The organism is Lactobacillus sp. HMSC08B12 (genome assembly GCF_001808415.1).
In the GTDB taxonomy this organism is placed as follows: Bacteria; Bacillota; Bacilli; order Lactobacillales; family Lactobacillaceae; genus Lactobacillus; species Lactobacillus delbrueckii.
In genome coordinates this window covers 1-8014 of sequence record NZ_KV793124.1, presented here as the reverse complement: position 1 = coordinate 8014, position 8014 = coordinate 1, and the positions used below count along the sequence as shown (strand labels likewise).

Genomic DNA, 8014 nt, shown 5'->3' with positions numbered 1-8014 from the left:
CATTTACACAAGTTTTTATACTGAACCAAACTAAACAACAAAATTGGAGAGTAATTTACGATGAATTATCTTCATCTGATTCAATCTACGATGAACTCATCCAAAATGAGCTAATACCAATATTGAAAGTAGGTCAAGCATTAAGTCAACAATATGATGTTGTTGTCACAAATCCACCATACATGGGTTCTTCAGGCATGGATAAGAAGCTCAGTAGCTACGTGAAGAAGCACTTTCCAGATAGTAAAGCAGACATGTTCGCTGTATTTATTGAGGTATGTGGCAATTTAAGTAAAAAAGATGGATTGTATGGGATGATAACGCAACAATCTTGGATGTTTTTATCGAGCTTTGAAAAGTTGCGTAATGTGCTTCAAAAGAAAGCGACAGTCAATATGGTGCATCTGGGTGCTAGAGCTTTTGATGAAATTGGAGGAGAAGTTGTTCAAACTACAACTTTTGTTAAACTAAATTATAATCTAAAACATTTAATCAGTACTTTTATTAGATTAGTTGAGGTGGATGGTGAAAAGAAACAAAAGCAAGCTTTACTACAAACAATAAAAGAACGTTCTAATAAATACTGTTTTAAAAAAGATAGTTCAGAATTTTCGAGAATACCGGGATTGCCAATTGCTTATTGGATCAGTCCAAAAATGTTAAATACGTTTAAAAATCCACATGTTGGTTCTATCGGAAATGCGGTTAATGGCTTTACTACGGGAGATAATAATCGATTCTTAAGATTATGGTTTGAAGTGTCTTTTGGAAAAATTGATTTTTCAATATTAAATATTGAAAAATCAAACGAACATATGAAAAAGTGGTTTCCTTATAACAAAGGTGGAGAGTTTAGAAGATGGTACGGTAACAACTATTATTTGATTAATTGGGAAAATAACGGTAAAGAAATCAAAGAATATGGTCACCTTGTTCCTAGAAGCTACAAGTATATGTTTTTTCAGTCTATCTCATGGAGCAAGATTTCTTCAAAATTTAATTCATTTCGATTGATTCCAACAGGATCAATGTTTGATGTTGGAGGCTTAAGCCTGTTTCCAAAAAATTCAGAATATACATATTATCTATTAGCATTATTAAATTCTACATATGCAAGAAAAATTTTAGAGATTATTTCACCAACTATGAATTGTGAAGCAGGACATGTTTCTGAAATACCAATCACAGTAAATAGTGATAACTATACTTTGCAGACACTAAGTAAAGAAAACGTTCGCATTTCGAAAGAGGATTGGGATGAATTTGAAACTTCTTGGGGTTTTTTAGGAAATCCGTTAATTAGATTAAAGGGAAAAGAAAATAAAGTAGAATATGTTTTTGATAAATGGAGGAGAGAATGTGATCAGAGATTTAATGAGCTAAAGACAAATGAAGAAAAAATAAACGAAATAATTTTAAAAGGCTTTGATCTGCAAGACGAAGTTTCTTCATTAGAGAGCAACAAGGAAATTACCGTTAGAGTAGCAAATAAGACGAGAGATATTCAAGCATTTGTTTCATATATAGTTGGCTGTATATTCGGTCGATACTCTCTCGATAAAGAAGGACTTATCTATGCAGGTGGAGAATGGGATCCATCTCAATACAAAACATACCCTGCTGATGAAGACAATATCTTACCAATCACTGATGATGACTACTTTGAAGACGACATTGTTGATCGCTTCGTCAAATTTGTTGAGGTTGTTTATGGAACTGACACGTTAGAAGAAAATCTAAAATTTATTGCCGATGCCCTTGGAAACAAGGGATCCACTCCCCGTGAGGTCATCCGCAATTATTTCTTGAACGATTTCTACAAGGATCACTGCCAAACGTATTCAGTTACTGGCTCTGGTAAGCGACCAATTTACTGGCTTTTCGATTCAGGCAAAAAGAATGGTTTCAAGTGCTTAATCTATATGCATCGCTATACTCCAGATACACTTGCACGAATCCGGACAGATTATGTTCACCCACAACAGGCACGCTATCAAACTGCGATAGAAGATATCGAGAGACAGTTGGTTTCTGCAAATGGATCAGAAAAAGTTAGATTGAACAAACGACTTAAGAAATTGAAGGATCAAGCTGAGGAAACTAGAATTTTTGAAGAGAAACTTCACCACTTGGCTGATCAGATGATTGACATCGATCTTGACGATGGTGTCAAGCACAACTATGCTCTGTTTAAAGATGTACTAGCAAAGATTAAATAAAGGAGAGTAACAGTGGACATAGAGCAGGTAATAACTGAATTAAACCAGAGGTTTTCTATGCCGCTGCAAGAATTTTACAGTCGTAGAATTATCTTTTGGTATGACGAAGATAGGGATTTTGCGGATAAGTTAGATCAGATCCATATCAATGATGTTGAATTGTTGGTCTTAACTGGGTCAAATAACTTTGAAGCCAAGAAATTACTTACTAGAGATAAACCAGATACAAATTTCCTAGTATATTGTCCTATCATGGTTCCTACACCGGATGATGATTGGCTTCTTGACGTGAAGCTGTATAGCGAAAGCTTTAGAGCAGACCTTATTTCTATTTGGATGAAAGAATTAGGGTTATCAAAATACAGCTCTTTAAGACAAAAGGTTAAAAAGTATCGTAAATTTTTTAATGCTAAAGATCGTCGAGCTAAATTTAAACGCTTTTCAACACCAACTTCACAAAATACTCTGATTCTAACAATAATGGCTGCTGTAATTGGTGCAAAAACAGCCCAGCCTTCAGAAATAATTCAAGCTGTTATAGATGGGGGACTGGATTTAGAGCAAAATACTGCATATCAAGCGTTGATAAAATATCAACTTGAACCGGACTTTATTTTGATGGTAGCTTCCAGGACTGGCTTCCAAGAGATGAACTTTTCATTAGAGAACTTAGTTGCACATATTCTTTTTTCAGCAGCCTCAAAATTTATGTCAGAAAGATACTTGGAAGGACTTGATTACTCTGTTTCAAATAACTCATTCTGCTATGACTTCGTGTTTGAATGGCTTAGAGAAGATGATGAAAGTTTGTATCAAGCTGCACGGGGAGTAGAGGATAGATATCAATTGGTTAATCGTTTCCTCAAAGTACCGCTAACAGATTTACTTGAAACTACAGTCTTTCCATGTGTTAATGAGATCATTATAGAGAAGATTGTTGACAATATTAGCTTAGATTTGGCTGATCCAGATAAACTTGAGAAGCTTGTCGAACTTCGTCAAACTAGCGCTTGGTATGATAAGGTATCAAGTTACTATGGTTGTGTTGCTCAGACCGCTAAGATGTTGCGATTTAAGGCACAGCATAACATAGGTTTCCATACGACAGAACCAGAAGTAATCTGGAAAGAATATACTGAAGATTACTATCATATGGATACTTACTATCGTCATTATCATGATAGTTATCAAGCGTGCTTGCGGAATCCAAATATGAAATTGGATGATAAAATCAAGCAGTTAACAGCTAAAGTAGAAGGTATTTATACCAACTGGTTCCTTAAAGAGTTAAGTGATAACTGGAGTAAGATGAGCGAAGATGAGCTTGAAAATTATGGGCATATTTTGAAAGTTGAACAGCAACGTTCTTTTTATCAAAACTATGTTGAGTCTTCTACTAATCGGGTATTCGTTGTTATTTCAGATGCTATGCGGTATGAAGTTGCTGCAGAACTCGTTGAACAACTGCAACAAGAAACCCGTAGTCAAGTTGCCATTCATGGCGTTCAAGGCATTTTTCCTACTGTAACCAAGTTTGGTATGGCGGCATTACTTCCAAACAAGGAGATTTATCCAGAAAAAACTGCTGCGGGACTTAGAGTTATGGTTGATGGTCAATCTTCTGATGCGTCCAATCGGGAAATGATTCTAAAAGCTGCAAATCCGGATAGCTGTGTTCTAAAATACGACGACATTAGGGATCTAACTCGTGATAAGCGCTCAAGTTTGGTAAAAGGAATGAAAGTAGTTTATATTTACCATGATCAAATTGATAAGCGCAGCCATCACGATAAGTCGGCAATGCCTGCCGCGGTTGATGATACACTTACTGATTTGAAGAATATAGCTAAAATGATCATCAATGAATTTTCAGGTACGAATATTTATTTCACAAGTGACCACGGTTTCCTATATACCTACAGTGATCCAAATGAACGTACTAAAATTTCTCACGATCTGGACAACAGCTATACATTAGAAATCGGTAACCGCTATGCAATTCAAGCAAAGTCTGGAGAAATAGATTCGAGCTTTTTGAAACCGGTATCGATGTACTATACATGTCGTGACGTTCAAGGCTATACTGCACCAGAAACTATCCGCATCAAGAAGAGTGGTAGCGGGATGAACTTCGTTCATGGTGGTACTTCTTTACAAGAAATGGTTGTTCCAGTTGTCGAATTCCACCATGTTAGAAGTGACACAAAGGAATATCTCAGAAACCAGGAAAAGTATGACACCAAACCGGTAGAATTAGGACTTTTAGATACGTCTCGTGAGTTGAGAAATAAGATCTTCAATATGAATTTCTACCAGAAAGATGCAGTCTCAGCTAACCGTACAGCAGTGACTTACTCTATTTACTTTGAAGATTTCAATAAAGAAATGGTTAGTGATGTCCAACAGATTATTGCGGACAAATCGAATGAAGACATTAAAGAGCGTCAGTTTAGATTACTCTTCTCACTTAAAGATCAAGCATATGACAGTTTGAAACCATATTACTTGGTAATTAAAGATGAAAGTGGACTACAAGCTCCAGTCAGAATAGAATTCCGTATCAATATTCCAATGTCGATGGATGGTTTTGACTTCTAGGAAGAGGGAAGAAGATGAGTAGTGAAGAGGAACATCCAAGCCGTGATGTGATTAAACAGAAGTTAAGGGATAACTTTGATGGAAAGATAGTTAGAAAAGATCTTACCAAAAAGATTAAGGAAGGTGCCAACGTCCCAACCTATGTCTTGGAGTTTCTGCTTGGTCAGTATTGTAGTAGTGATGATCCAGAAATAATCAAAAAGGGCGTTGAAAAAGCAAAAAACATCCTTGCTGATAATTATGTTAGACCGGATGAAGCAGAGAAAGTTCTCTCACGTTTGCGGCAGCATGGTATGATGACGATTATTGATCAAGTGACAGTTCAGCTTAATCTGAAATACGACTACTACGAGGCTACTTTTTCCAATCTTGGATTGTCTAAGGTCCCTATTAGCGATGAATATCCGGAAAAGTTTGACCGTCTACTGGCTGGCGGCATTTGGTGTATGGTGCAACTGGAATACAACTCTGAAGAAGAGGAAGCTGAGGCAGAAGTGGGATTTGCTGCTTCTGCCAACAGATCTAAAAGGCCAAGTAAGAAAGACGAAGCTATCATCAGTATCCGTAAGTTACAACCAATTCAGATGCCACATGTCGATTTAAATGAATATCGAGAAGGCCGCAAGAACTTCACTAAAGAAGAATGGATGGATGTACTGCTTCGTTCAACAGGGATGGAACCAGATACACTGAAATATCGAGAAAAGTGGCTGTTATTGACACGTATGTTACCTTTTGTTGTTAATAACTTCAACTTGGTCGAATTAGGTCCGAGAAGTACTGGTAAGTCACATATTTATAAGGAAATCTCACCTAACAGTATTTTGGTGTCAGGTGGTCAGACTACAGTTGCCAATCTGTTTTACAACATGGGACGCCGGTCAATGGGCTTGGTTGGACTTTGGGATATTGTAGCTTTTGATGAGGTTGCTGGAATAAAGTTCAAAGACCGCGATGGTGTACAAATCATGAAAGACTATATGGCTTCTGGATCTTTTGCCCGCGGTAAAGAAGAAAAGTCTGCATCAGCATCAATGGTTTTTGTAGGCAATATTAATCAAAGTGTTGATGTGTTGCTGAAAACGTCTAGCTTATTTGATCCATTCCCACCAGAAATGGGCACAGATACTGCATTCCTTGATCGAATTCACTGCTATAATCCTGGCTGGGAAGTGCCAAAATTTAGGCCGGAGCATTTCACCAATGATTATGGTTTTATCTCTGACTATCTTTCGGAAGTTTGGCGTGAGCAGCGGAAGGAACAATTTGGTGACTCGATAGAAAAATACTTCCGTTTAGGACGAAATCTTAACCAACGTGATACTATTTCTGTACGAAAGATGGTAGACGGCTACATAAAGCTGCTCTATCCGGATGGCGATTTTACAAAAGAAGAACTGAGTGAAATCTTGACCGTTTCTCTTGAGATGCGTCGCCGTGTTAAGGAACAGCTTAAGAAGCTTGGTGGTATGGAATTTTACGATGTGAATTTTTCTTACATTGATGAGGAAACTTTTGATGAGCACTATGTTTCTGTTCCAGAGCAAGGTGGAGGTAAAATGATTCCTGAAGGCCTTACTAATCCTGGCCAGGTTTACACCATTTCTAGAGGAAAAAGCGGCATGATTGGGGTCTTTCGATTGGAATCACAGATGTTGCCTGGAAATGGTAAGTTTAACCGCACCGGACTTGGTAGTGACCGTGATTGTAAGGAGGCAGTTGACACGGCTTATAACTACTTAAAAGCTAACGGTAAGCATATCAGTTCATCAATCAGCACGAATGTTAAGGATTACATCGTAAATTATCAAGATCTTCAAGGATTGGGTATGACCCATACATTAGCGTTGTCAACCTTGATAGCTCTGTGTTCAATTGCATTGCAGAAGCCTGTTCAGAGTTCCCTAGCCGTATTAGGAGACATCAGCATTAGCGGAACTATAATGAAGGTTGACGATCTGGCAAGCACGCTCCAAGTTTGTCAGGATAGCGGTGCAAAAAAGATTCTATTGCCGCAAACTTCTGCAGTTGATCTTGCAACTGTACCAGCTGATTTGATGAGCAGTTTTAGCCTAATCTTTTATCAGAGTGCTGAAGATGCTGTATTTAAAGCGCTCGGGGTTGAATAGCAACGGTAATACTCCCACCCAATCTCAGATTCGGCCAGAAGTTATCGATAGTTTAATGTATGCAGTTGAAAACATTAAGCTAATTATGCCAACATTAGGATACAAAGTATTTGGGCCAGTCAAAAAATCAATGTCGGCCCAATCCTCAAATCCACACTCAGTTGCTCCATCCTCTGGAACATATAGTGCAAACGAGCCTACTTTGCTTCATCTTGCTGGCAAGAAAGCTCAAGCCAAAGGTTATCTCAAAGATGACGGAAGTTTTGTGGTACTTAAGGGATCTACATTCTGTTCAGAAGAGACTAAGTCTTGCCAGGGCTTTTTAAAAGAGCGAAGAGCTGAGCTACTTAATCTGAAGCAGGTTGTAAATGGCAAATTTACGCAAGATGTTGAATTCAATAGTCCCTCATCTGCAGCGGGATGCATTCTTGGCGCTTCAGTAAATGGTAAAGTCAAGTGGCTCTACCCCGATGGAATGACAATCAAAGATAGATTCGGTTAATGGTATATTAGAGTAAGAAAACAGGGTGCTGTTCGTGTGTGATAGAATTGAGGAAATACAATGGCATTAAAGCTTATTAAGACGAAGAATGCTGCTTTTGTCGTGGATGAAGTTCAAGACGATGTTAGAGAAAAAATGGGTATCTTGTTCGGCAGAGCCATCCATCGCCATCCATCTCTATGCCAAAAGAGTGCCAACTGCTGCAAATCCCAAAGGCGTGATGCAGTACTCAGACTATTTCTCAAACCAAGCTGTGCAAGTTTGCCGGAAGGACAACATCGTTGAAGACCGTCCGGTAAACGAGGCAGAAAATAAAATTTACCAAGAGCTTTCGACCGGCCAAGGCCTTGATAAAGATGACCGCGAATACCTGCGTGACAACTGTTCTGAAGATCAAGAATAATCCAGAATATAGCTAAAGCAAACTTCCTAAGAATCCCAACTCCAATCAAGGTGCTGGGATTTATTTTGTCCTTGTTCAACTCCAGAAGCTCGTCAAGCTATCAAAGCCGTAAGTATCTCTGAATAATTGCGAAAGGAACGGGAAGATGTCATCGAACGAGAGC

General features: G+C 38.2%; 5 protein-coding genes. All 5 read left to right on the top strand.

Features of this window, described 5'->3' with window-relative positions:
- The coding region (gene pglX / locus HMPREF3168_RS02495; protein ID WP_148129877.1) for a BREX-1 system adenine-specific DNA-methyltransferase PglX at positions 1–2219 on the top strand (2219 nt) is incomplete at its 5' end.
- A gap of 12 nt (positions 2220–2231) precedes the next feature.
- Entirely contained in the window at positions 2232–4817 is a 2586-nt protein-coding gene (gene pglZ / locus HMPREF3168_RS02490) for a BREX-1 system phosphatase PglZ type A (protein WP_070488346.1), read from the top strand.
- A 14-nt stretch (positions 4818–4831) separates the two neighbouring features.
- On the top strand, positions 4832–6946 hold the full coding sequence (gene brxL, locus HMPREF3168_RS02485; RefSeq protein ID WP_070488344.1) for a protease Lon-related BREX system protein BrxL: 2115 nt from the start codon (positions 4832–4834) through the stop codon (positions 6944–6946).
- A complete protein-coding gene (locus HMPREF3168_RS02480) occupies positions 6939–7448 on the top strand; it encodes a DUF4357 domain-containing protein (protein WP_168161984.1) in 510 nt (169 codons plus the stop codon). The genes brxL and HMPREF3168_RS02480 overlap by 8 nt, the downstream gene beginning before the upstream one ends.
- A 121-nt stretch (positions 7449–7569) precedes the next feature.
- Positions 7570–7851: a hypothetical protein gene (locus HMPREF3168_RS02475; RefSeq protein WP_246825671.1), complete on the top strand. Its 282-nt coding sequence runs from the start codon at positions 7570–7572 to the stop codon at positions 7849–7851.
- Positions 7852–8014: the final 163 nt, after the last annotated feature.

Excerpts from the sequence above, each read along its gene's own strand:
- brxL (WP_070488344.1), top strand. The coding sequence starts at position 4,832 with ATGAGTAGTGAAGAGGAACATCCAAGCCGTGATGTGATTAAACAGAAG.
- HMPREF3168_RS02475 (WP_246825671.1), top strand. The coding sequence starts at position 7,570 with ATGTTAGAGAAAAAATGGGTATCTTGTTCGGCAGAGCCATCCATCGCC.